Raw genomic sequence first — 23,356 nt, 5'->3', positions numbered from 1 at the left:
GAAGTCCGGGGATTCCAGGGGGCGGCATGAGCACCGATGTACGTGATACGGCGGCGGAGCCGCGCCCTGGGCCGACGGCGCCCGCGCCCCTGCTCCTCGCCCCTCCGGTCTCCCCGCGCACGCTGCTCTCGCGGGCCCTGTCGATCCCGCTGGTGCTGGGCTTCACGGTGTTCCTGCCGCTGCTGGTGGCGATCCAGCCGGGCGCGGGGGTGCACGACGCCGCGTACTACCTGCAGATCGCGCTGACCATGTACGCCGGGGCCCGGCTCTCGGCGATGATCCTCACTCGTCGCCGCAAGCTGCTCCAGGGCTCGTTCTGGCTCTTCGTCTACATGGCGATGGGCGTGGCCCCGCTCGCGCAGGCCGTGCTCGGCCGGGTGCCGACGCCGGTGGTGGGCCCGCGCTCCGATCTGACGACGGCGGTGGCCCTGGTCCTGGTCGGCTGCGCCGCGTTCGACCTGGGGTCGCTGCTGGCCCGCGGCCGGCCCGGGGGTTCGGGTCGCGGCGAGGAGCGTCCGGCGCTGGTGCACCGGCGGAGGCTGTACCTGCTGGTGCTGCTCGCGTTCCTGTGCAGCGGGCTGTTCGTCGTCAAGCTCGGCGGGCCCGCGGTGTTCTTCTCCAGCCGCCAGGAGATCATCGCCGGGATCGAGGAGGCGGGCGTCTCGCAGGCCGACTCGCAGGCCGGGCAGGCGTTCCTGCGCGGCTTCGGCACGGTCCCCGCGCTCTTCGCGCTCCTCGTGTACTGCCGTTGGCTGGTCACCTCGCGTCGGGCCAGGCGCCGCCCCATGGTGATCGCCGTCTTCCTGGCCCTGGTGGTGCTCAACTGCGTGGTGAACAACCCGATCTCGAACCCCCGGTACTGGTTCCTCACGGTGATGTTCTCGCTGCTGTTCACCGTCTTCCCGGTGAGCGCGGCGATGTACCGGTCGGCGTTGAGCCTCGGGGTGGTGATGGCGCTGATCGTCTTCCCGTTCTCGGACCGCTTCCGGTACGACGAGAAGAACTACCGCCCCGTGGAGACGACGTCGGTCCTGGAGCCGCTGGCGCTCAAGGACTACGACCAGGTCGGGATGTTCGCCAACACCATCACGCTGGTGAACTCGGGCAGCCGGCACCGCTATGGCCGTCAGCTGGCCGGGTCAGTGCTCTTCGCGGTGCCCCGTTCGGTGTGGCCGGGCAAGCCGCGCGACACGGGCGTGATGGTCGGCCAGTGGATGGGGACGGTGAACACCAATCTCTCCTCCCCCGTCTGGGCCGAGCTCTGGATCGACTTCGGGGCCGTGGGCATGGGCGCCGGGATGATGGGGATGGGGTACGCCGCCGCGCGCGTGGACGGGCGGTTCGCCCGGAGAGGCACCCGCAGGGCGCCTCCGGGCAGTCTGATCTCCCTGGTGGTGCCGCTCGTGGCGGGGTACTCCTTCATCCTGCTGCGCGGCCCGCTGCTCCAGGCCTCGGGCCGGGTGGCGATCGCGCTGATCTGCATCGCCCTGGTGACCACCTGGCGTCAGGACAAGGGCGCCGCGCTGCGCTGACCGTCCCGCTGTTCCGGGACGGGTTCGGGGCGGGTGCGCGCCACCCGGGTCCAGGCGGCGAGGGCCTTCAGCGCGGAGCCGACGGCCAGGCCCCAGGCCGCGCCGATCGCACCGCCGAGGACGTATCCGCCGAGCATCAGGGCGACCGAGAGCAGCGAGAAGACGACCTGGACGGAGAGCGTGGCGCGCGGGCTGAGGACCCGCAGGGTCACCAGGGCGCAGGTGCCCGCCGCCATCACGGCGTACTGGCTGCCGGTGGCGGGCAGGAGCTCCGCCGCGGACTGCCAGGTGTCGCCCAGGAGCATCCGTCCCATGCGCTCCGGGAGCGCGTACAGGGCGGCCGCCCAGCCGAGCGCGACGAGCGCGAGGACGGCGGCGAGTCCGACGGCGGCGCGCACGGTGGCGCGGCGGGAGCCCGCCCTGCCGAGCAGCGGCGGGCCGAAGGCGTTGACCGAGGTGAAGAGCGTGTTGAGCGGCCCGAAGAGGGTCGAGGCACCGCGCAGCGCGCCGACGGCGAGGGGGCTCGCGAGGAGTCCGAGGCCGAGGACGGCGATCTGGCTGGAGCCGTTGCCGACGGCGAACTCGACGACGAAGCGCCGGCCGAGGTGGTCCTTGCGCAGATAGCGGCGCGGATCGCCGGGCCGGTTCCGTACGAAGGGCCGGAGCAGGGCGAGTCCGAGAAGGGTGGCGGGCAGCGCCGACAGGCCCCAGACGAGGACGAGGCGGGCCGGTGAGGATCCGTGCGGCTGAAGCAGCAACGCGGGTACGGCGCAGGCGAGCCGGAGGGTGTCGGCGGCGAGGGCACGGTGCGGCTGCCGCAGCGCGGAGAAGGCGTACCGCAGCCCGTCCTGGACGAGGACGACCGGCAGGACGGCGCCCAGGGCGAGCAGCGCGGTGCCGGTGGTGCCGCCGACGACGGCACCGGCGGCGAGCAGCGGGAGCGCGGCGGTCGCGGAGGCGGCGGCCGTGAACGTGACGGCGGACCGGGCGGCGGCACCGACCTGGTGCTCCTCGCCCTTCTCCAGGACGACGCTCTGTCCGACGTACGCCGCGCCCAGGCCGAGGAGCACGGTGAAGACGATGTAGACCATCGAGAAGGCGGCGAAGCCGTCCGCGGTGGACGCCCGCGCCGCGATCACCAGGACGGCGATGTTGGTGAGGCTGGACGCCGCCTGGTCCAGGACCGAGGCGGCGACGGTGACGGCTCGTCTCAACGGTCGCCCGCGCGGATGTCACCGGTCCGGAGGTCCTCGGCGCGCAGCGAGCGCAGGGTGACGGTGTCGGAGCCGTCGCCCGGGATCACCTGCTCGGGCTCGGCGGTGAACTCCTCGCCGGCCGTGGGCGCGGGCGCCGGCCGCCGGTTCCGCCCGCCTCCGCCTCGCCGGTCGCCCGCCTGCTTGGCGGCGCGGCGTCGCCCGCTCGGGGCGTGCACCACGGCGCCGAGGACCGTACCGCCGGCGCCCGCGATGAGTTCGCGGATGCGCTGGAGGTCCGTGCGGTGGACGCCGCGCGGGTCACAGACGATGAGGACGCCGTCGACACGGTCGACGAGGGCGAGCGCGTCCGCGTAGTTGAGGACGGGCGGGGCGAGGACGACGACGGTCGAGTTCGGCGAGTCGGCCTCGGCGATCAGCCGGGTGACCGTGGGGGCGGTGAGCGCCCGGGCCACGTTCCGTACCCGCTCGCCCGGCACCAGGCCGAACGAGCCGGACTCGCCCGCGTCGACGGAGAGTTGGCGCCGTCCGGGCCAGCCGTTCTCGTCGCTCTCCGCCGCATGGCTCCACCGGGGCGCGGCCGCCGCGTGGGCGCGCAGGCGTCCGGCGAGCGTGGGGGTGCGCAGGTCGGCCTCGATGAGGAGGACGTCCTTGCCGGTCTCCGCGAAGGAGGCGGCGAGGTGCGAGGCGACCGCCACGGCGGCGTCGTTGGAGCCGCGTGGGGCGACGACGAGGAGCCGTCGGCGGTCGGCGAAGCGCTGGTCGTAGGCGAGCCGGAAGGCGACGGAGCGGTACTCCTCGGCGACTCGGGCGTCCGTGTGGTCGTCGGCGAGCAGGACGTCGGTGGCCCCGCGCGGCAGGGTCCCGAGGACGGGGGCGCGGACGGCGCGGGCGACGTCGCCGGGGGACCGGGGCGCGGGGTCGAAGACGAGCCGGACCCAGGCGGCGAGCAGGCCGAGCGCCACGCCGACGAGGGCGCCGAGGCCGAGGCTCATGGTGAGCCCGGGCCCGTCGGAGAAGCCGGGGGCGGTGGCGGTACGGATCACGGTGCCGGCCGACATGTCGAGGGACTTGAGCTGGCTGATCCGCGCGTCGAGCTCGTTGATCCGGTTGAGCAGGTTGGTCTTGACCGCGTACTCGTTGTCCCGGGCCGCCCCGTCGGACATCCGGTCGACTTCCTTGGTCTTCTGGTCGTGCTTCTTGGCGACCTCGTCGAGCTGCTTCTGCTGGCCCGCCAGCATGGTGGCCCGCAGGTCCGTCCACTGCTTCTTGCGCAGCTCGAGATAGGCCTGGGTGACCGCGTTGGCCCGGTCGGCTGCGGCCTGGGGCGAGTCGGCGGTGTAGGTGAACTGGAGGACCTGGCTCTGCGGCGGGTTGGTGACCTGGAGGTCCTTCTGGAGCTTCCCGAGGGTGCCGGTCCAGCCGAGCTTCTTGGCGGCCTGCTCGGCGACGCTGCTGCTGAGCGCGGTCTGCCGCTCGGACCCCATGTTGAGTGTCTTGTCCTGCGAGACGCTGGGGTTGAACGGGTCGTTGACCGGTGCGCGGAGGACGACCTGGCTGGTGGCGACGTAGGTGTCGGCGTTGGAGAGGCCGAACCAGACACCGCCGAGGAGGCCGATCCCGATGCCCGCCCCGATGATGGCGCGGTAGCGCAGGAGTTGGCGGAACTGGTCGCGCAGCAGTTCCGGTTCATCGTCCTCGACCGCGGTGACGTGCGTGTGGCTCACGTGCTCGGACCCCCCAGAGCCTCGTCGATCAGTGCGTCGATCCGGGCCAGTCCGGCCGCCCGGGTCAGATGGGCCTCGACGTGGCGAGGCCCCTGGGCGCCGAGCGCGTCCGCGGCCGACGGATCGTCGCCGAGTCTACGGATCTCGGCGAGGAGCGCGTCGGGGTCCTCGGGCGGTACGAGTACGCCGGCGCCGGAACGCAGTACTTCGAGTGCGGTGCCGCCCTCGGCGGCCACGGAGGCCACGACGGGGCGTCCGGCCGCGAAGTACGAGGTCAGCTTGGACGGGACGCTCATGTCGAGGACGGAGGCCCGCTGGGTGACGGCGAGGACGTCCGCCGCGGCGAGGGTGTCGGGGAACTCGTCGTCGCCGACGGGTGCCATGAAGTCCAGGTTGGGTATGCCGGCGCCCAACTCCGCCAGGTGGGCACGCTGGTTCCCGTCGCCGAGGAGCACGATCCGGATCTTCGGGTCGCGCCTGGCCGCCTCGACGAGCACCTCGAGTCCCTGCTTGAGGCCCATGTTCCCGGAGTGCAGGACGACGGTCTCGCCCTCGGCCCAGCCGAGCCGCCGTCGGGTCTCGGCGCGGGGCGCCGAAGGGCTCGGCACGTGCGACCAGTTGGGGACGAGCCGGATGCGTCCGCGGTCGACTCCCATGGCGGCGACCTTGTCCACGAAGGTCTCGTGGATGACGCCCACGAGCGCGGCTCTGCGCAGGGCGTACGTCTCGGCCCGGGCGGCCAGCGCGGCGGCCCGGTCGCCGCCGCGGATGCCGCTCTGCGCGGCGGCGGCGCCCATCAGGTCCTGGACGACGGGCACGTACGGAATCCGCCAACGGGCCGCGAGGCGGGCGCCGATGATGCCGCCGGCGAGGCTGGGCATCTGGGCGAGAACGGCGTCCGGCCGGGCCATCGAGGGCGGTGCGAGCAGTCCGTGGGCCAGCACGGTCGCCTCGAACGCGGCCCGCTTCAGTGCGGTCTGGCGAGGCGGGACGGTATGGCGTCTGCGGTGCACGACGACTCCGGCGCGCTGTTCGGTGCGCCGCCAGGCGCCCGCGTAGGCCGGGTCGAGCGACCAGGCGGGGTAGTGCGGCATCCCGGCGAGGACGTGGGTCTCGTGGCCGCGCGCCGCCCAGTGCTCGGCTATCTGAGTGGCGTAGGGACCTATTCCGGCGTGTTCCGGCGCGTAGTTGGTGGACACCATCAGCAGGCGCCGACGTATGACCGGCGTACCCCCGCCGTTGTTCCCCGCTGCCACTTCCCCCACGCGAACGTCCCTCTCCCCCGTACGTGAACCGGCCCTCACCCTAGTCGTTCACCCACTCTCAACGGAACGTGCACGCTATCGTCGGAACTCCTTCGCGCTGGGGAGCGCGAACGCACCTGGGGGGTTTCATACATGACCGATGGACGGCCGTACCGGGTCGGCTACGCGCCGGGCGCCTACGACCTCTTTCACATAGGCCATCTCAACATCCTTCGGCACGCCCGTAGTCAGTGCGACTATCTGGTGGCCGGCGTGGTCTCGGACGAGATGGCCGAGCTCGCCAAGGGACGGCGCCCGATGATCCCGCTGGTCGAGCGTCTCGAGATCGTGCGCAACGTGAAGTATGTCGACGCCGCCTTCGTGGAGACCGTGCCGGACAAGCTGGAGACGTGGAAACAGGTCCGGTTCGACGTGCTGTTCAAGGGCGACGACTGGCGCGGAACGCCCAAGGGAGACCGGCTGGAACGGGACTTCGCCGGCGTCGGGGTGGAGATCGTCTACTTCCCGTACACGATGCACACCTCCAGTACCCAGCTCCGCCGTGCGCTCGACCTCCTGACGCAGGAGGCCGAGCCGGGCACGGGAGTGGGCGGGGTCAGCGAGGGGCTGCGCTGAGCTCGCGGAACCACTTGGCGAGGAAGGCGAGGAGGAACACCGCGCTCGCGATGCCGAGCGCGGTGTAGGTCCAGCGGAACGCGGACCCGCCGCCGAGCAGCAGGAAGACCAGGCAGAAGACCCCGTGGTCGACGGGGAGCAGCGCCACGGCCCGCAGCGTGGAGGGCTGGGGCGCTGGTGTGCCGGGGGCCGGTCGCGGCTTGAGCTTCTCGGTCAGGAGTCCGCCGAAGAAGGTGACGACCGCGGCGAGCTGGAATCCGAGCGGGACGAGGAGCCAGCCGTCGGCGGTCGTGCCGAAGTGCTCGGGGTGCCGGTAGAAGGCGATCAGCACGGCGAGGTGCAGGGCGGTGATCTTCGCGCAGTCCACCACGTGGTCGAGCCACTCCCCCGCCGGGCTGCCGCCGCCCCGCAGGCGGGCGAGCTGTCCGTCGGCGGAGTCGAAGGCGAAGCCGACGGCGAGACCGAGCCAGATCAGCAGGCCGAGCGTCCAGGACGGCGTGGAGAGGGCGACCCCCGCGACGGCCGCGAAGCTGAATCCCGCGCTGATCAAGGTGACTTGATTGGGTGTCAGTCCGGCGGCGTACGAGCCGGCCGCGAGGTAGCGCCCCACGGGTCGGTTGACGAACCGCGAGTAGAGCGAGACCCCCTTCGCGGACTTCTGCGCGGATCTCAGTTCGGTCAGCGCGGTCCCGATCGTTCCCACGAACCCCCCCGGGTCGTTGTTGCGTACGGTCGATACCCGTACATCCGTACGTGATGATGGCGCACATCATCGCAGGACCCGGGAGGGGGCGAGGGGTCGGGTGGCTCGAACCGTCACGCCTCCACGGCCTCCGCGTGGCGGTTCTCCCTGAGGGTGATCCGGCCCTTGCGGATGGTCGCCAGGCGCGGGGCGCGGCGGGCGATGGCGCTGTCGTGGGTGACCATGACGAAGGTCAGTCCGTGCTCCTTCCAGAGGCCTTCGAGCAGCTCCACGATCTCGTCGCGCATCGACTCGTCGAGGTTGCCGGTCGGCTCGTCGGCGAGGAGCACCTTGGGCCGCTTCACCAGGGCCCGGGCGATCGCGACACGCTGCTGCTGGCCTCCGGAGAGCTCGGACGGAAGGTGGCCGAGACGTTCGCCGAGACCGACGGACTCCAGGGCCTCGGCGGCCATCCCGCGCCGCTGGGACGCCTTGAGGCCCATCGGGACGAGCGCGGTCTCCACGTTCTCCTGCGCGGTGAGCGTGGGGATGAGGTTGAAGGACTGGAAGACGAAGCCGATGTTCTGACTGCGTACGCGGGTCAGTCGGCTCTCGGGCAGCTTCGCCAGGTCGACTCCGTCGAGCATCACGCTGCCCGCCGTGGGGCGGTCCAGGCCGCCCAGCATCTGGAGCAGCGTGGACTTGCCGCCGCCGGTGGGGCCCTGGATGACGAGCCGGTCGCCCTCGCTGATGGTGAGGTCGATCCCGGCGAGCGCGTCGACCCTCTCCTGGCCTCTGCGGTACTGCTTGGTGACGCCTGCGAGTTCGTACATGGTGCAACTCCTGCGATACGTGAAGGGGGTTCGGGCTTCCGGCTACTCGACGCGGCGCAGGGCGTCCGCCGGGCGCAGTCGCGAGGCGCGCCAGGCGCCGAAGCCACCGGCGATGAGCCCGCCGCCGAGGGCGAGGACCACGGCGAGACCGACGGTGGTGACACTCACGGGGGCGGTGAGGGCGATGTCGAGGGTGTTGCCGGCGGCGCCTTCGCGGGCCGCGGTCATGCCGGGGCCGCCCATCATGCGGCCGCCGCCGGGGCCGCCGCTGTTCAGTGCGCCGGCGCCGAGTTCGGCGGTGAGGGTGGGGCTGATGGCGGTCACGAGGTAGGCACCGCCGAGGCCCACGGCGATGCCGAGCGCGCCGCCGATGAGGCCGTTGACGAGCGCCTCGCCCATGACCTGACGGGTGACCCGGCCGCTCTTCCAGCCGAGCGCCTTGAGCGTTCCGAACTCGCGCACCCGGCGGCTGACGGCGGAGGAGGTGAGCAGACCGGCCACGAGGACGGCGGCGACGAGAACGGCGTACGAGAGCCACTTGCCCACGTTGGTGGCGAGGTTGGCGGCGGTGTCGAGGGATCCGGAGACGGTCTCGGCGAGATCGGCGGAGGTGGTGACGGTGGTGCCGGTGACGTTCTTCTGGATGGCGGACTTGACGGCGTCGATCTTCGTCGAGTCGGTCGCCTTCACATAGACGGTGGTGATCTTGTCCTTGGAGTCCGACAGGGTCTGCGCCTGCTTCAGCGGCAGATAGACCTGGGCGGCGGACTGTCCGCTGTCGGCGGTGGCGATGCCGACGATCTCGAACTTCACCGCCTTGACCGTGAGGGTCTTGCCGACGTCGAGGCCCTCCTGCTTGGCGTAGGCGCTGTCGACGACGACGACCTTGGCATCGGTCTCGGAGGCCTTGAAGGTACGGCCCTTGGAGATGGTGGAGGTCGTGAGCGGGCCGAGGTCGGGGGCGGTGACGTCGGTGCCGTAGAGGGTGAAGGAGTTGACGTCGAAGGCGGCGCCACCGCCCTCGACGGTGCCTCCGCCACCGCTGCCGCCGCCCGTACCGCCGGGCCGGGCCTGGCGGGTGTCCTGCCTGACCTCGCCGCGCCTGAACTGACCGTCGATCTTCAGGTTGGTGAGGCTGAGTCCGCCGACGGCGTCGGCGACGCCGTTCTGCTTCGCGACGGTGGCGACGGTGGAGGCGGGCAGGGTCTGGAACCCCTGGACCATCAGCCGGTCGCTGCTCTGCTCCTCGCCGTCCTCCCCGGCGTCGAACTCGAACCGCGGCCGCTGCGCCTGCCCGCCCTCCGTGGGCTGCTCACGGGCCTTGGTGACGGTCAGGTCGGTGCCGAGGCCGTAGAGGGACTCGAGAACCTGGGTCTGTGCCTGCTTCATCCCGGAGGCCACGGAGTTGACGACGATGACGAGCGCGATCCCGAGCGCGAGCCCGGAGGCGACGACGAGCGCCGCCTTTCTGCGACGGCGCAGCTCGCGCCGGAGGTAGGTGAAGAACATGGGCGCGAAGCTAGGTGCGCGTGGTGATGGCCGGATAAGGCCTGCGTGAGAGCGGGATGAGAGTCGGGGGCGCCGCTCAGGGCGCCCCCGGGCGACCATCGGACGCGCGCCCGGGGCGCCGTTCGTCCGCGGGGCCGGTCAGCGGCCGTACGCCAAGGGGTCCGCCAGGACTTCGCGGATGACCACGGCGGCCGCGCCGCGCGCCGCGTCCGTCGAGGCGGAGGCCGGACGGAGGCGGCCGGCGGTGGGGGTCCAGAGGCCGGAGACGACGCGGCGGGCGAGTTCGGCGTCGACGGCGGGCCCGAGTCGGGGCATCAGGCGGGGGTAGATCCCGCCGAGGACGACGACTTCGGGGTCGAGCAGGTTCACCGCGCCGGAGAGCGCGAGTCCGAGCGTCCGGCCGGCCTCCTCGACGGCGGCCACCGCGCGCGGCTCGCCCGCCTCCGCGCGACGCGCCAACTCCTCGACACCCGAGGCGCCGGTCTCCCCCTCGTCCGCGAGCCCCGAGGCCCGCAGGAGCGCCGACTGGCCGGCGTACTGCTCCAGGCAGCCGCGCGAGCCGCAGCGGCACAGCGGGCCCTCCGCGTCGACGGCCATGTGGCCGATCTCGCCGGCGAAGCCGTGCGCGCCGCGCAGCAGCTCTCCGTTGACGACGATCGCACCGCCGACGCCGATCTCGCCGGTGAGGTGGACGAAGCTCCGTACGTCGCCCAGCGCGCCGAACCACAGCTCCGCGAGCGCCGCGACGTTCGCCTCGTTGTCCGAGGCGACCCGCAGTTCCGGGCGGCCGGGGCGCAGGGCGGTCAGGGCGGCGGCGAAGATCCGGTCGGCGTCGACGCGGTTCCAGCCGAGGTTCGGGGCCTGGTGGACGGTCCCGGACGAGACGAGGCCGGGCAGGGCCAGCCGTACGCCCGTCGGGTGGAGTTCGCGTTCCGCCGCCTGTGCGAGGACCCGCGCCGTGATCCGGGCTGCACGCCCCAGGACCTCGGTCGCGCCGGCCGCGCGGTTGTCGAGGGGCTCGGTGATCCGGAGCCGGTCGGCGCCCGCCAGGTCGACGACGCACACGGACACGTAGTCGACGTTGATCTCGACGCCGAGCCCGGCCGGGCCCGTGTCGGCCGCCTTCAGTACGGTGCCCGGCCTCCCTGCCTGCCCGCTGAACGTCTTGCCCGACTCCATCAGGAACCCCTGGTCGAGGAGGTGCTCGACCAGGGAGGAGACGGCGGCGCGGGTCAGCCCCACGCGCGCGGCGACCGCCGCGCGGGTCGTCTCGCCCGCCTCGTGCACGGTCCGCAGGACGAGGCTGAGGTTGTGCCGTCGCACGCTCGCCTTGTCGGCCTTGGGTTCGGCCGGGTGCGTGTCCCCGGTCCCCGGAGTCTTCTTCATCGTGGGCCGAGCCTAACCCCGACGAAAACAGTTCAACCACCGAACTCTTTACGCTACTGTCCGGGTCATGCCACTTCCGCGCGACTACAGCGGTCAGACCTGCGCCCTCGCCCGTTCGATGGAGATCATCGGAGAGCGCTGGACCCTGCTGGTCCTGCGCGACGCCTTCTACGGGGTCCGCCGCTTCGGGGAGTTCGCCGCCCATCTGCGCCTCCCCCGCGGCGTCCTCACCGACCGGCTCACCACCCTCACCGAAGCCGGCGTCCTCGAGCGCCTGCCGGACACCGGGCGCCGCGAGGTCTACGGCCTGACGCCCAAGGGCGTGGCGCTCTGGCCCGCCGTGCGCGCGCTCACCTCCTGGGGCGACGAGTTCTACGCATCGGACGGCGGCCCACGCCGCGTCTTCCGCCACGCCGACGACGACGCCCCCCTCGCGGCGGACGGCCGCTGTACGGGCTGCGGAGCGCCGGTCGAGGCCCGCGACACCCTTGTGACCCCCGGCCCCGGGCTCGCGCCCGCGTCCGAGGACGACGACCCGGTGACGGCGGCCCTCGCCCGCCCGCACCGTCTGCTCAGCCCGCTGCTCACCCAACGCCCCAAGAGAGGTTCGCACTCATGAAGATCCTGGTCGTCGGCGCCGGAGCCACCGGAGGCTACTTCGGAGCCCTGCTGGCCCGCTCCGGACAGGACGTCACCTTCCTGGTCCGTCCGCGCCGCGCCGCCGTGCTCCGCGAGCGCGGGCTGCGCATCATCGGCCGGGAGGACGAATGGTCCGTGGAGCCCCGGCTCCTCACGGCCGACGAGCTGACCACCCCGTACGACCTCGTCCTCCTCTCGGTGAAGTCCACCGCCCTGGAGCAGGCGATCGAGGACATCGCCCCGGCCGTGGGCCCCGAGACGGCGATCGTGCCGCTGCTCAACGGGCTCGCCCACATCGAGACCCTCAACGCACGCTTCGGCACCGCACCGGTCCTCGGCGGTGTCGCCAAGGTGGTCACCACCCTCGGCGACGAAGGCGACATCGTCCGCCTCGCGCCGATCGCCCATCTGACGATCGGTGAGCAGGACGGGTCCCCCTCCCCGCGCGTGGAGAAGATCCGGGCGGTGCTGAGCGAGGCGGGCATCGACGCCCTGGTGCCCGAGGACGTGATGGCCTCCATGTGGCACAAGTGGGTCTTCATCACCACCTTCGGCGCGGTGACGAGTCTGATGCGCGGAACCGTCGGTGAGGTCAACGCCGTCCCGGGCGGCGCCGAACTGGGCCCGGCGGTCCTGGCGGAGGCGGCCGCCGTCTCGGCCGCGGCGGGCCATTCCGTACCGGAGTCCGAACGGGCCGCGACGCTGGGCTTCGTGACCGCGCCCGGGTCCTCGATGGTGCCGTCCCTCTACCGCGATCTGGTGGCCGGGCGCCCGACGGAGGTCGAGCACCTCTTCGGGGATCTGGTGGCCAGGGCCAGGGCCCTGTCGGTTCCCACTCCCCTCCTCGACCTGGCGACGCTGCACCTGCGCGTCCACCAGGAACGGGTCGCGGCCGCCCTCTGATCCCCTCTCCGATCCCGTTGTCGGAGGCCCGCGTTAGTGTGCGGACACCTGATCGACCGGGGAAAAGGGGAGGGCCCGTGCGGCGCTGGGAGCACGTCGGTGACGGTTCGGCCAAGTTCTGGGAAGCCGAGGCGTCCGGAGCGTCGGTGACGGTCCGTTTCGGACGGGCCGGCACCGACGGCCAGACACGGGTCAAGGAGTTCGACTCCGCGGAGGCCGCGCAGTCGTATCTGGTCAAGGCCGTCGCGGAGAAGGAGCGGAAGGGCTACGCGGAGCTCGGCGGGGCGGCGGTCACCGCCCCGCCCGCGCCGGGGGACTCCGCTCCGGAGGCACCAGGGACTTCCGAACCCGCGCCCGCCGTGCGGCCCGACGAGGACACCTTCGTCCTGCCCGCCGCCTGGAAGCGGAATCTGCATCCGCGGCGGGGAGGCCACCGCCCCACGGTGCCCGCGGTGGACGCCGGAGCGCCGGCGCGGCTCCGGGCGTTGCTCGCGGGGGAAGCCCAGGTGATCGAAGAGGCGCTCGGCTCCGCGCGGAGCGATGACCGGATCGTCGAGGCGGCCCGCGCGCACCAGGAGGGGAAGCCGAACGTGATCGGCGCCGCCGCGCTCGCCCGGATGCTCAACGCCGAGCGTGAGGGCTACGTGCTGGTCGCGGACGCCTGGGCGGCGGAGTTCGGGCTGCCGTTCGCCGCCTGCGCGGCCGTGGAGCTGCAGGAGACACGGACCGAGCGGGAGCTACGAAACCACCGCAGTGTCGTCGTCGGGATCAGGGCGAACCCCGAGGGCACCAGCAGCTGGGGATGGGGTCCCGCGGGCGCGACCCTCGACCGGGTCAGGGCTCTGCTCGCGGTGGCCGACGACGCCACCTACCGGGCGGTGGTCGAGGCCCTGGCCAAGCGCCGCCACAGCGTCCGCAGCGCGGTCCAGGTGTCGTACCTCGTTCCCTCGGAGAAGGAGTGGGTGGACGAGTGCTGCGCACGGCTCACGGAGCCGGCGCACGGGGAACTCGGCGTCCGCACGATGTTGCTGTGCGCGCTCGGCACCGCCGAGCAGGTCGCCCTGCTCGGCGACGGCTACGAGCTCGGCCGGCGCGGCTGGAGCCCGGCCGTCGTCGCGACCGTCGCCGAGGGCGTGGGCGCGGCCATGGCACCGCTGCTCGCGCGTGAGCTGAACCGGGAGTACACCGACACGGACACCACCAAGGCCATGGCCGCCGCGCTCGCCGAACTCCCCTCCGACGTGGCGTTCCGTCATCTGGTGGTCCGTCTCGACGACAAGCATGTGCGTGGCGCCCTGATCACCGCCGCACGTCGCTTCCCGGTGCGCGCGCTGCGTCTGCTGGCGGAGGCCGCGCGGGGGGCGGACGAGAGCGCCACCACGGCCCGACGACTGCTCAAGGCGCATGTCGCGGCGCACCGGGATACGGCCCTTGCCGTCCTGCCGGACCTTCCCGAGGAGGTCGCCGAGATCGTGGGGCCGCTCGCGCGGCAGGAAGGCCTCGCCGAGGAGGTCGCCCTCGACTCCCTGCCGGAGCTGCTTGCCTCGCCTCCGTGGACCCGGCCCCGCGAGGTCGTCAGGCCGCGGGTGGTGACCGGGCTCGTCGCTCCGGCCGGGTCCAGCATCGCGTGGCAGCCGGGAGAGCAGCGGCTCTGGTCGGTCGCCGAGTCCTGGGTCACCGGCTGGGAGCCGTACCGGCCGCTGGAGGAGCTGGTCGAGCAGATGCGCCAGGGGCGCCAGAACTCCTGGCACGACATCGCGGTGTTCACCCACGGCCCCGTCGAGCTGATCCGGCCGCTGCTGGCCGACTGGCAGGGCGGTGGCATCTACGACGGCGAGAACACGTTCAAGCCGCTGGTGGCCCGGCACGAACTCGCCGCGCTCCCCGCGGTCCTGCGGAGCGCCGCGAGCCAGCCGACGGCGCTGGCGCCGATCCTCATGCCCTTCGTCGATCCCGCCGTCGCCCGGCTGATGGCCGACTGGCTGGTGCGGCTCAAGACGGCCGGGAAGACGGCCACGGCCTGGTTCGTCAGGCACGGCATCGACGCCGCGCGGCTGCTCGTCCCGGACGCGCTCGGCAAGCCCGGTGCGGCGCGGACCGCCGCCGAGCGGGCGCTGGAACTGATCGCGTCGGCGCACGGTGCCGATGTCGTACGGAAGGCCGCGGCGGAGTACGGCCAGGCGGCGTCCGAGGCGATCGAGGTCCTGCTGGCATCCGATCCGCTGGTGACCGGGCTGCCCGCCCGGATGCCGGAGCTGGGCGGCTGGGCCGATCCGCTCACCCTTCCGCAGCTCGTGACGTCCGCGGGCGGCGCCCTGCCGCCGACGGCCGTCGGTCATGTCCTCACCATGCTGGCGCTCTCCAAGCCGGGCGCGCTGTATCAGGGGGTCGCCGTCGTACGGGAGCTCTGCACGAAGGACTCCCTTTCGTCGTTCGCCTGGGCGGTGTTCGAGGAGTGGCGACTCGCCGGGATGCCTCCGAAGGACGCCTGGGCTCTGCACGCCCTCGGTTGGTTCGGGGACGACGACACGGTCCGCGCGCTCACCCCGATCATCCGTGCCTGGCCGGGCGAGGGTGCGCACCACCGGGCGGTCGACGGGCTCGACGTGCTGGCGGCCGTCGGTACCGACGTGGCCCTGTTGCATCTGCACGGCATCGCCCAGCGGGTGAAGTTCAAGGCGCTGAAGCTCCGCGCGCAGGAGAAGATCTCCGCCGTGGCGGCGGAGCTGGGCCTGACCGGTGAGCAGCTGGGGGACCGGCTGGTGCCGGACCTCGGCCTGGACACCGATGGGAGCACGGTCGTCGACTACGGCACCCGTCGCTTCACGGTCGGCTTCGACGAGCAGCTCAGGCCCTTCGTACGGGACGAGAGCGGCCGGCGCCTCAAGGACCTGCCGAAGCCGGGCGTACGGGACGACGCCGAGCTCGCCCCCGCCGAGCGCAAGCGGTTCGCCGCTCTGAAGAAGGACGCCCGGACGATCGCCTCGGACCAGGTGCGGCGCCTGGAGGAGGCGATGGTGACCCGGCGCTCCTGGACGGGGGCGGAGTTCCGGCAGCTGTTCGTGGACCATCCGCTGGTGTGGCACCTGGTGCGGCGGCTGGTGTGGCTCGCCGAGGATGCGGGGACGGTCACCGCGTTCCGGGTGGCCGAGGACCGTACGTACTCGGATGCCGAGGACGAGACGGTGTCCGTCGTCGACGACGCGACCGTCACGCTCGCCCACCCGCTGCACCTGGGTGACACCCTGGTCGAGACGTGGTCGGAGCTGTTCGCCGACTACGAGATCGTGCAGCCGTTCCCGCAGCTCGGGCGACCGGTCCTCGCGGTGACGGAGGAGGAGGCCGGCGGCGCGCGACTGACGCGCTTCGAGGGCATCACCGTGCCGGTGGGCAAGCTGCTCGGGTTGCAGAAGCGCGGCTGGGAGCGCGGCGTGCCGCAGGACGCGGGCGTGGAGCGGTGGTTCTCCCGACGGATCGGGCCCGAGTGCCATCTGGTGATCGCCCTGAAGGAGGGCATCGCTGTGGGCGTGATCGACATGTTCCCGGACCAGACGCTGGAGACCATCTGGCTGGACAAGCAGCCTGGTGACCACCGGGGCAGCCGGACGTACCCGCTGAAGTTCGCGGACCTCGACCCGGTGACCGTGTCCGAGCTGCTGACCGACCTGACGGAGCTGACCTCGTGAGCGCCCGCATCGCACAGTCGCCCGAGGAGCGGCTGCAGCGGCCGCCGGCCGAGGTCCGCTGCACCGAGGAGCTCGCTGCCCTCCGGGCGGCCTCTCCGATCACCGGCCCCCGGGCCGGCAGTTGATCCTGCGGGCCGCGCGACGGTTCATCGTCGGTGACGACGAGCAGGGCGTCAGCCGGAAGTTCGTCGGCGACACCGCCCTGGTCGAGCGCGCGCTGGTGACTCTGGCCACCAACCGTGGCCTGCTGGTGTCCAAGGGCCCCCTCGATCTGGCTCCGCCGCCGGCGGGCGCCTGGCACCGACTGTGGCGTGGCGCCCGGATGACGCGATCGCCGAAGCCCTGGAGTCCGCGCTGTCCTGCCTGGCTGCCGCGGCCACCCGAGGCCTGCGGCATCTGACCGAGGGCGCACGGGCAGGTGCCGAGGATGCAGCGACCCTGCTGTCACGCGTCGGTCCGACCACGGCCGCGGAACTGGTCCGCGCCGCCCCGGCCACGCTGCGCCGCCCCGGCCACGCCGCGCCGGGAGGGTCCCGCGGCGGCCGTCGGGGCCTGGGTGGAGGCGCAGGTCCATCTCGTGACGGCGTCGGAGCTGCGTTCCCGCGCCCTGTGACGGACGGGGGACACGGGGGCCGGGAAGGCTCAGGCGCGGCCCGCGGCCTTCTGGCTCCTGCGGGACAGGGAGTCGACGACCACGGCGGCGAGCAGCACCGATCCGGTGATCATGAACTGGACGGCGTTGCTGACGCCCATGATGTTCATCCCGGACTGGATGGATCCGATCACCAGGGCGCCGAGCAGGGCGGACCAGACCGAGCCGCGCCCGCCGAACAGACTCGTGCCGCCGATGACGGCCGCAGCGATGACGTTCATCAGCAGGTTGCCGCCACCGGAGGTCTGGCTCGCGGACTGGATCTGTCCGGCCAGGAAGAGGCCGCCGACTGCGGCCATGGTGCCCGCGATCGAGAAGACGGACATACGGATGAACGGCACGCTGATACCGGCGCGACGCGCGCCCTCGATGTTGCCGCCGACAGCGAAGATCTGCCGCCCGTACGACGTGCGGCGCAGCACGAAGTCCACGACCACCAGCAGGATCAGGAAGATCAGGAGCGCGAGCGGCAGGCCCTGGTACTGGTTGAGGATGTAGGCCGCGACGAACGCGATCGCGGCGATGACGACCGTACGCAGCACGATCTCCGCGATCGGGCGGAACGGTACTCGGGCGGCCCGGCGGCGCCTGGCGTCGAGGAGCGAGGCCGCGAGGAAGAGTCCGACGCCGACCGCCGCGGTCACATAGGCGGCGGCGGGGCTGTGGAAAATGGTCGAGTAGAGCTCGGAGACGATGCTGTCGCTGGGGATGTTGACCGTGCCGCTGGTGCCGAGCACCTGGAGCATCAGGCCGTTCCAGGCGAGGTTGCCCGCGAGGGTGACGACGAACGCGGGCACGCCGACCTTGGCGAAGAAGAAGCCTTGTATGAGCCCGACGGCCGCTCCGCCCGCGATGGCGACGAGGAGTGCCAACCACTCGTTCATGCCGTTCAGGACGTTGAGCACGGCGAAGATGGCCGCGCACAGGCCGCTGACGGAGCCGACGGAGAGGTCGATCTCGCCCAGGAGCAGGACGAACACGATGCCGACGGCGATCATGCCGGTGCCGACGATCTGCTGGCTGAGGTCGGAGAGGTTCTGGGCCGAGAGGAAGGCGCTGTCGAGGCTGCCGAACACCGTCCAGATGATGACGACGGCGACGACGACGGGCAGGGACCCCAACTCGCCGCTGCGCAGCTTGCGTTTGAACTCCCCGAGATACCCGCGGAGCCCTTCCTCGCGTACGAGCAGCCGGCTGTCGACGGCGGGCATCGCCTCGGGCGCCGGTTCCTGGGCGGAGGTGTCGTCGGGGCGTCGGTCCCGGTTCATCGCTCCTCCTCCCGCTTACGGGCCTGTCGGCGGGTGACGGCGCTGTCGGAGGCGCCCGTGATGGCGGAGATGATCTCCTCGGTGGTGGTGGATCGCCTGTCGAAGAACCCGTTGTTCCTGCCGAGGCGAAGGACGGCGATCCGGTCGGCGACCGCCATCACATCCACCATGTTGTGGCTGATCAGGATGGTTCCGAGACCGTGGTCGCGGAGTCGTTCGACCAGGTCGAGGACCTGGGCGGTCTGCTCGACACCGAGGGCGGCGGTGGGCTCGTCCAGGATGACGACCTGCGGTTCGCCGATCAGGGATCGGGCGATCGCGACGGTCTGCCGCTGGCCGCCGGAGAGGGAGGCGACGGGGATACGGACGCTGGGGATACGGATCGACAGCGTGCTGAGCAGCTCGCGCGAACGCCGTTCCATCCCGACCTCGTCGAGCACGCCGAAGCGTTTCAGCTCGCGGCCGAGGAAGAGATTGCCGACGACGTCCAGGTTGTCGCAGAGCGCGAGGTCCTGGTAGACGGTGGCGATGCCGAGGTTCTGGGCGTCGTGGGGCCGGTTGATGGTGACTTTCCGGCCCTGCCATTCGATGACGCCCTCGTCGGGCGGGTTCACCCCGGCGATCGCCTTGACCGCGGTGGACTTCCCGGCGCCGTTGTCACCGACGAGCGCGACGACCTCGCCGGCGTGGACCTCCAGGTCGAAGCCCGACAGCGCCTGGACGGCGCCGAACCGCTTGGATATCCCCCGCAGCGTGAGCACAGGTCCTTCCGGCAAACCAACCGCCTCCTCCGCACACCCCCGGTGGGCTACGGCTACTGGAGTCCGGCCTCCTTGCAGGCTGCGGCGTAGGTGGGAGTGCAGATCTCGGCGACCGTGTACAGACCGTCCTTGACGACCGTGTCGCCGATGTTGTTCTTGTCGACCACGATCGGGGTCAGCAGATTGGCCGGGACCTTCTCGCCACTGCCGCTGGTGACGGTCGTGGGCGTCAGGGACGCGGGAAGCTCCTTGCCCTCGGCGAGATCGACGGCCATGGTGGCGGCGATGTCGGCCTCCGGCTTGTACGGCTTCATGATCGTGATGGTCTGGGTGCCGAGCAGGATCCGCTGGATCGCGTCGAGCTGGGCGTCCTGACCGGTCAACGGCACGTTGATACCGGCTGCCTTGAGGGCGGTGGCGATGCCGGCGGCCAGACCGTCGTTGGCCGAGTAGACGCCGACGATGTTCTCCTTGCCCAGGGCGCTGATGGCGCCGGACATCTGCTGGTTGGCGTTGTTCGGGTCCCAGTTGGGAGTGTCGTACTCCTTGCCGATCTTCACCTTGCCGTCGAGGACCGAGTGCGCACCGGCCTTGAACTCGGCCGCGTTCGGGTCGGTCGGCGAGCCGTTGTGCATCACGATCTGGCCGGTGTCGGCCTTGTCGCCGAGTGCGTCGAGCAGTGCCTGACCCTGCAGCTCGCCGACCTTGCGGTTGTCGTACGAGACATAGGCGTCGACGGGTCCCTGCGCGAGGCGGTCGTAGGCCACGACCTTCACACCGGCGTCTTGGGCCTTCTGCACCGAGGACTGGATGGACTTGGCGTCGACCGCGTCCAGGATCAGCACCTTGTTGCCCTTGGCGAGGGCGGTGTTGACCTGCTGTTGCTGGGTGGTGGCGCTCTCGGCGGCGTTGTAATAGTCGATCTGCGCGTCGGGCGCCAGTTCCTTGATCTTCTGCTCGATGTACGGCCGGTCGAACTTCTCGTACCGCGTGGTCTTGCTCTCGGGCAGCAGCAGACCGATCTTGACGTCCTGTTTCGCCTCACCCGGCTGGGCGGCGCCGCTGGTCGCCACAGCGCCGAGGGAGAGAGCGGCGGCCCCGACCAGGGCTATCGCGCCGCGCAATGTGCGGGACATGGGGGCTCCTTCCGTACGCCCCCTTCCCTTCGCCCGAAAGGCACGGAAACGGGGGTGCAGATATGGCCTTAATACGACATTAGCCGCAACCCAGGCACCGGCAAGCGGGTGATGTCACCCCACGCACTGCCTTCAGAACCGCCACTTCACCTCAGGCGCGCTTCTCCATGCCCGGGCGCAGGCGCTCCAGCAGGGCGTACAGGGTCGCGCTGTCCTCCGCACCGAGGGTGTCGAGCGCGCCATGGGTCGCCTGCATCTCCTCGCGGACGCGCAGGATGACCTCCCTGCCCTCGTCCGTCACCACGACGTTCTTGACGCGACGGTCGGTGGCGTCGGGCTCGCGGCGCACCAGGCCGCGGGCTTCCAGGCGGTCCACGATCCCGGTGACGTTCGACGCGTCGCACACCAGCAGGGTCGCGAGCGCGCGCATCGGCTTCGGGGTGTCGAGCTGGGCGAGGACCTTACCCTGCATCGAGGTCAGGCCATGGTGGGCCGCGGCGGCGGCGAAGTCACGCCACTGGGCCGAACCGATGGCGGCCAGGAGCTCAAGGAGCTGCAGCTTGGTGGGGGTCTCAGGGGTCGTCGTGCTCACCCTTCGAGCGTACTCAAGATCCTTGACATTATCAATTGTTTACTTGACCACCTGAACTATCTGCGTCTACCGTCGACGGAGTTACTTGATGACATCAATCATCCACGCCTTGAAGCACCCCGAGCACTCCGAAGCACTGAGAAGGTCCTCCCCGACATGAGCCCCACCACTCCCCCGCCCACCACAGGGCCCAGGCGCGAGACGGTCGTCATCTTCGCGCTGAGCCTCGCGGCCATGGTCGTGTCGATGATGCAGACCCTGCCGGTCCCGATCCTCGGTCTCATCCGCGATGATCTGGGCACCTCGACCGCCAATGTGAGCTGGGTGACCACCGCCACACTGCTCTCCGCCGCCGTCTTCACCCCGCTGCTCGGCCGCTTCGGCGACCAGCACGGCAAGAAGCCCACGCTGGTGGCCGTCCTCGGCGTCATGGTGGTCGGCTCCGTCATCGCCGCCCTGGCGACCTCGCTCCCGCTGCTCGTCCTGGGCCGTGTGCTTCAGGGTGCCGCCACCGCGATCTTCCCGCTCGCGCTCTCCGTCCTGCGTGAAGAGGTCCGCCCGCAGAAGCTGCCCGGCGCGATGGCGCTCGTCAGCGGCACCCTTGCCTTCGGCAGCGGCCTCGCGCTCGTCGCCACCGGCCTGCTGACCTCCGGCTCCGACGCCGACTACCGCAGCGCCTTCTGGATGGCGACCGGCTTCGCCGCCCTCGCCCTGCTCGCCGTGGTCCTCCTCGTCCCCGCGACCCGACACAGGACGGGCGGGCGCACCGACTTCCTCGGCGCGCTGACCCTCGGCCTCACCCTGCTGCTGCTTCTGCTACCCATCTCCCAGGGCCAGGAGTGGGGCTGGACCTCCGGTCGCACGCTCGGCAGCTTCGCCGGCGCCGCCGTCATGACCGCCGTCTGGGTCCTCACCGAGCTCAAGGTCCGCGAACCCCTGGTCGACATGCGGATGTTCGTCCACCGCCCGGTGCTCATGGCCAATCTGGCCGGGGTCCTCGTCGGATTCGGCATGTTCGCCAACTTCCTGGGCGTCTCCTACCTGGTCCAGATGCCCGAGGCGCTGACCGGTTACGGCTTCGGCGCGTCCATCCTGCGCGCCTCCGTACAGTTCCTGCTGCCCGGCGCGATCGTCTCCCTGCTCGCCTCGCCGATAGGCGGCCGACTGGTCCGCCACCGCGGCCCGCGCACTGCGCTGATCCTGGCCGCCGGCCTCGGCGCCGTGGGATTCGGCTGGCTCGCCCTCGACCACGCCCACACCTTCTCGGTGATCGGCGCGGGCATCGTGGTCGGTGCGGCCGTCAGCTTCGGCTACGCGGCGATGCCCGCCGTCATCATGGCGAGCGTCCCGCCCCACCAGAGCGGCATCGCCAACGGCATCAACTCCATCTCCCGCTCCACCGGCAGCGCGATCGGCAGTGCCGTGGTCACCACGATCCTGGCCTCGCAGACCCTCGAGCACCTCCCGGCAGGCGCTCCGGCCCTGCCCGCCGAGTCCGGCTTCACCCTCACCTTCTGGATCGGGGCGGCGGCCTTCGCCCTCGTCGCGGTCATCGGCCGGGTGGGACTGCGCGCCCGGCAGGAGCCCCGCACCGCCGCGGTGGGCCTGCCCGCCGCCGAGAAGACGGCCGCGGCGGCCACGGCCTGACCGACGGGCCACTCGAGCGGCGGCCGTGCCCCTCCGGGCAAGGCCGCCGCCGCGTCCCCGGCGCGGGACCCGACACCCGACACCCGACCGTTCCACCGACACCGCACCGCACTGGCACGGCACGGCACGGCACGGGCACGGCACGGCACGGCACGGGCACGGCACGGGCACGGCGCATCGATTCAGGTATGCCTTAATCAATGGCCGGCCGCCCGCGTCGGGCGGATCATTCCGCGCATGACCCCAAAGACGATCGACGCCGCGGCGGCGGGCACCTGGAAACTCGGCGATCTGGAGATCAACCGGATCGGGTTCGGCGCGATGCGCCTGACACAGGACGGTGCGGCGTTCGCGCCGGGCGCGGCACCGAGCGACCGGAACCGGGCGATCGGCGTGCTGCGCCGCGCCGTCGAGCTCGGGGTGAACCACATCGACACCGCCGCCTTCTACTTCTCCTCGCTGCGCTCCGCCAACGAGCTGATCAACCGGGCGCTCGCGCCCTATCCGGACGACCTCGTGATCGCCACCAAGGTCGGACCGGGCCGAGGCCCCTCGGGCGAGTGGCTGGACCATGCCACCCCCGAACAGTTGCGCGGCCAGGTCGAGGAGAACCTGCGCCAGCTCGGGCGGGACCACCTGGACGTGGTGAACCTGCGCATCGTCGGAACCGATTCGATCGCCGAGCGCTTCGGCGCCCTGGCCGAGCTGCGCGACGCCGGCCTCATCCGCCACCTGGGCATCTCCAACGTCACCCCCGAGCACCTCGCCGAGGCCCGGGCCATCGCGCCGGTGGTCTGCGTCCAGAACCAGTACGGCATCGGCGTCCGGCCCGAGTACGACGCGTTCGTGCGCGACTGCGGCGAGCAGGGCGTCGCGTTCGTGCCGTTCTACTCGATCGCCGGGACCCGACGTGAAGCGGGCGGCGGCGGCTCCGACCACGCCGAGCTGCTCACCGTCGCACGGGCGCACGGGGCGAGCGCCGTACAGGTGCGGCTGGCCTGGACACTCCACCAGGGGCCGCACCTCCTTGCCATCCCCGGAACCGGCAGCCCGGAACACCTGGCCGCGAACGTGGCCGCCGGCGCGCTGCGGCTGACCGACGACGAGCTGGACGTCCTGAACGCACTCCATCGGCGGGGTGCGTGACCCGGCGGACCCACCGCGCCGCCCCGGAGCCGTACCCGTACGCGTCACCGAGGGCGCCTACCGCGTCACCCGACGGGTGCACGTCGGCGGCTGACGACTGGCGGTCCGTTCCTGCGGCGGGATGATGGAGGGGACCCGTGCGTCCGCTCCGTAGAGGTGCAGC

General features: G+C 71.8%; 20 protein-coding genes. 9 read left to right on the top strand and 11 right to left on the bottom strand.

The genetic code is table 11. The features are described from left to right. Positions 1 to 26: 26 nt before the first annotated feature. Complete coding sequence (locus tag ACZ561_RS13885; protein ID WP_470993775.1) at positions 27 to 1,532, top strand: hypothetical protein; 1,506 nt, start codon at positions 27 to 29, stop codon at positions 1,530 to 1,532. Here ACZ561_RS13885 and ACZ561_RS13880 read toward each other — a convergent pair. Genes ACZ561_RS13880 through ACZ561_RS13870 form a run of 3 tightly spaced genes read right to left on the bottom strand, consistent with a single transcriptional unit; the run spans position 1,505 to position 5,675 of the window. After that, positions 1,505 to 2,746 (bottom strand): MATE family efflux transporter, encoded by a 1,242-nt coding sequence (locus tag ACZ561_RS13880; RefSeq protein WP_470993772.1) that lies wholly within the window; start codon positions 2,744 to 2,746, stop codon positions 1,505 to 1,507. The two genes, ACZ561_RS13885 and ACZ561_RS13880, sit on opposite strands and share 28 nt — an antisense overlap. After that, the gene (locus ACZ561_RS13875; RefSeq protein ID WP_470993769.1) at positions 2,743 to 4,473 is read right to left on the bottom strand and encodes a lipopolysaccharide biosynthesis protein; all 1,731 of its coding nucleotides are present in this window, start codon (positions 4,471 to 4,473) and stop codon (positions 2,743 to 2,745) included. The genes ACZ561_RS13880 and ACZ561_RS13875 overlap by 4 nt, the downstream gene beginning before the upstream one ends. Further along, entirely contained in the window at positions 4,470 to 5,675 is a 1,206-nt protein-coding gene (locus ACZ561_RS13870; protein WP_470994441.1) for a glycosyltransferase family 4 protein, read from the bottom strand. Before ACZ561_RS13870 ends, ACZ561_RS13875 begins: the two co-directional genes overlap by 4 nt. Before the next feature lie 195 nt (positions 5,676 to 5,870). On the opposite strand from ACZ561_RS13870, the gene ACZ561_RS13865 reads away from it, so the two are divergent. Further along, positions 5,871 to 6,353: an FAD synthase family protein gene (locus tag ACZ561_RS13865; RefSeq protein WP_383555765.1), complete on the top strand. Its 483-nt coding sequence runs from the start codon at positions 5,871 to 5,873 to the stop codon at positions 6,351 to 6,353. Here the strand turns inward: ACZ561_RS13865 and ACZ561_RS13860 are convergent. The 4 genes from ACZ561_RS13860 to ACZ561_RS13845 all read right to left on the bottom strand — a co-directional run bounded on the left by ACZ561_RS13860 (position 6,334) and on the right by ACZ561_RS13845 (position 10,763). Continuing rightward, positions 6,334 to 7,056: a CDP-alcohol phosphatidyltransferase family protein gene (locus ACZ561_RS13860; protein ID WP_470993767.1), complete on the bottom strand. Its 723-nt coding sequence runs from the start codon at positions 7,054 to 7,056 to the stop codon at positions 6,334 to 6,336. The genes ACZ561_RS13865 and ACZ561_RS13860 overlap by 20 nt on opposite strands. 113 nt (positions 7,057 to 7,169) lie before the next feature. Next, a complete protein-coding gene (locus ACZ561_RS13855) occupies positions 7,170 to 7,868 on the bottom strand; it encodes an ABC transporter ATP-binding protein (RefSeq protein ID WP_470993764.1) in 699 nt (232 codons plus the stop codon). A gap of 42 nt (positions 7,869 to 7,910) precedes the next feature. After that, positions 7,911 to 9,377, bottom strand: a complete 1,467-nt coding sequence (locus ACZ561_RS13850; RefSeq protein WP_470993761.1) for an ABC transporter permease — start codon at positions 9,375 to 9,377, stop codon at positions 7,911 to 7,913. Between the two features lie 138 nt (positions 9,378 to 9,515). Continuing rightward, on the bottom strand, positions 9,516 to 10,763 hold the full coding sequence (locus ACZ561_RS13845) for an ROK family protein (protein WP_470993758.1): 1,248 nt from the start codon (positions 10,761 to 10,763) through the stop codon (positions 9,516 to 9,518). A gap of 67 nt (positions 10,764 to 10,830) precedes the next feature. On the opposite strand from ACZ561_RS13845, the gene ACZ561_RS13840 reads away from it, so the two are divergent. The 5 genes from ACZ561_RS13840 to ACZ561_RS13820 all read left to right on the top strand — a co-directional run bounded on the left by ACZ561_RS13840 (position 10,831) and on the right by ACZ561_RS13820 (position 16,391). Then, positions 10,831 to 11,382 (top strand): winged helix-turn-helix transcriptional regulator, encoded by a 552-nt coding sequence (locus tag ACZ561_RS13840; RefSeq protein WP_470993755.1) that lies wholly within the window; start codon positions 10,831 to 10,833, stop codon positions 11,380 to 11,382. Beyond that, entirely contained in the window at positions 11,379 to 12,305 is a 927-nt protein-coding gene (locus ACZ561_RS13835) for a ketopantoate reductase family protein (protein WP_470993751.1), read from the top strand. Before ACZ561_RS13840 ends, ACZ561_RS13835 begins: the two co-directional genes overlap by 4 nt. 77 nt (positions 12,306 to 12,382) lie before the next feature. After that, entirely contained in the window at positions 12,383 to 15,991 is a 3,609-nt protein-coding gene (locus ACZ561_RS13830) for a WGR and DUF4132 domain-containing protein (RefSeq protein ID WP_470993748.1), read from the top strand. Further along, positions 15,988 to 16,116: a hypothetical protein gene (locus ACZ561_RS13825; RefSeq protein WP_470993745.1), complete on the top strand. Its 129-nt coding sequence runs from the start codon at positions 15,988 to 15,990 to the stop codon at positions 16,114 to 16,116. The genes ACZ561_RS13830 and ACZ561_RS13825 overlap by 4 nt, the downstream gene beginning before the upstream one ends. Beyond that, positions 16,113 to 16,391, top strand: a complete 279-nt coding sequence (locus tag ACZ561_RS13820) for a hypothetical protein (RefSeq protein ID WP_470993741.1) — start codon at positions 16,113 to 16,115, stop codon at positions 16,389 to 16,391. Before ACZ561_RS13825 ends, ACZ561_RS13820 begins: the two co-directional genes overlap by 4 nt. A 242-nt stretch (positions 16,392 to 16,633) precedes the next feature. On the opposite strand, the gene ACZ561_RS13815 is transcribed toward ACZ561_RS13820, so the two are convergent. The 4 genes from ACZ561_RS13815 to ACZ561_RS13800 all read right to left on the bottom strand — a co-directional run bounded on the left by ACZ561_RS13815 (position 16,634) and on the right by ACZ561_RS13800 (position 20,400). Next, complete coding sequence (locus tag ACZ561_RS13815; protein ID WP_470993739.1) at positions 16,634 to 17,911, bottom strand: sugar ABC transporter permease; 1,278 nt, start codon at positions 17,909 to 17,911, stop codon at positions 16,634 to 16,636. Further along, entirely contained in the window at positions 17,908 to 18,687 is a 780-nt protein-coding gene (locus tag ACZ561_RS13810) for an ATP-binding cassette domain-containing protein (protein WP_470993736.1), read from the bottom strand. Before ACZ561_RS13810 ends, ACZ561_RS13815 begins: the two co-directional genes overlap by 4 nt. A 38-nt stretch (positions 18,688 to 18,725) precedes the next feature. Beyond that, on the bottom strand, positions 18,726 to 19,808 hold the full coding sequence (locus ACZ561_RS13805; protein ID WP_470993733.1) for a substrate-binding domain-containing protein: 1,083 nt from the start codon (positions 19,806 to 19,808) through the stop codon (positions 18,726 to 18,728). 151 nt (positions 19,809 to 19,959) lie between these two features. Continuing rightward, positions 19,960 to 20,400: a MarR family winged helix-turn-helix transcriptional regulator gene (locus tag ACZ561_RS13800; protein ID WP_470993729.1), complete on the bottom strand. Its 441-nt coding sequence runs from the start codon at positions 20,398 to 20,400 to the stop codon at positions 19,960 to 19,962. Between the two features lie 156 nt (positions 20,401 to 20,556). On the opposite strand from ACZ561_RS13800, the gene ACZ561_RS13795 reads away from it, so the two are divergent. Together ACZ561_RS13795 and ACZ561_RS13790 are read left to right on the top strand one after the other, a co-directional pair. Further along, positions 20,557 to 22,047: an MFS transporter gene (locus ACZ561_RS13795; protein ID WP_470993727.1), complete on the top strand. Its 1,491-nt coding sequence runs from the start codon at positions 20,557 to 20,559 to the stop codon at positions 22,045 to 22,047. A 237-nt stretch (positions 22,048 to 22,284) separates the two neighbouring features. After that, complete coding sequence (locus ACZ561_RS13790) at positions 22,285 to 23,193, top strand: oxidoreductase (protein WP_470993724.1); 909 nt, start codon at positions 22,285 to 22,287, stop codon at positions 23,191 to 23,193. Positions 23,194 to 23,356: the final 163 nt, after the last annotated feature.

It is taken from the genome of Streptomyces sp. NPDC039609, from assembly GCF_055596705.1.
The sequence above is the reverse complement of the archived record's forward strand: the minus strand, read 5'-3'. Positions and strand labels throughout refer to the sequence as shown.